The sequence below is a fragment of the Burkholderia sp. BCC1998 genome (assembly GCF_905339875.1).
Taxonomy (GTDB): domain Bacteria; phylum Pseudomonadota; class Gammaproteobacteria; order Burkholderiales; family Burkholderiaceae; genus Burkholderia.
On the sequence record NZ_CAJPHE010000092.1, the window covers coordinates 1 to 624 of the forward strand.

At 67.8% G+C, this 624-nt stretch carries 1 protein-coding gene; it reads left to right on the top strand.

What is annotated here, in order from left to right; genetic code table 11:
• The coding region (locus U5A56_RS36920) for a methyl-accepting chemotaxis protein (RefSeq protein WP_321927414.1) at positions 1 to 624 on the top strand (624 nt) is incomplete at both ends.

A 624-nucleotide genomic window follows, 5' to 3' on the forward strand; every position in this document is an offset into this window, starting at 1 on the left:
CGGCGTGGCCGAGCAGTCGGCGACGCTCGCGGGCGTGAGCCAGAGCGGCCTCACGCGGATGGGCGAGACCATGCGCAGCGTGATGGACGCGGCCGGTTCGGTGAACGCGAAGCTCGCGATCCTCAACGAGAAGGCGCTGAACATCAACCAGGTCGTCGCGACGATCACCAAGGTGGCCGACCAGACCAACCTGCTGTCGCTGAACGCGGCGATCGAGGCCGAAAAGGCGGGCGAGTACGGCCGCGGCTTCGCGGTCGTCGCGACCGAGATCCGCCGCCTGGCCGACCAGACGGCGGTGGCGACCTACGACATCGAGCAGACGGTGAAGGAGATCCAGTCGGCCGTGTCGGCGGGCGTGATGGGAATGGACAAGTTTTCCGAGGAAGTGCGCCGCGGCATGCTCGACGTGCAGCAGGTCGGCGGGCAGCTGTCGCAGATCATCGCCGAGGTGCAGACGCTCGCGCCGCGCTTCCAGATGGTCAACGAAGGGATGCAGACGCAGGCGAACGGTGCCGAGCAGATCACGCAGGCGCTGTCGCAGCTGTCGGAAGCCGCGCAGCAGACGGCCGAATCGCTGCGCCAGTCGTCGCAGGCGATCGACGATCTGACGCTCGTCGCGAACCA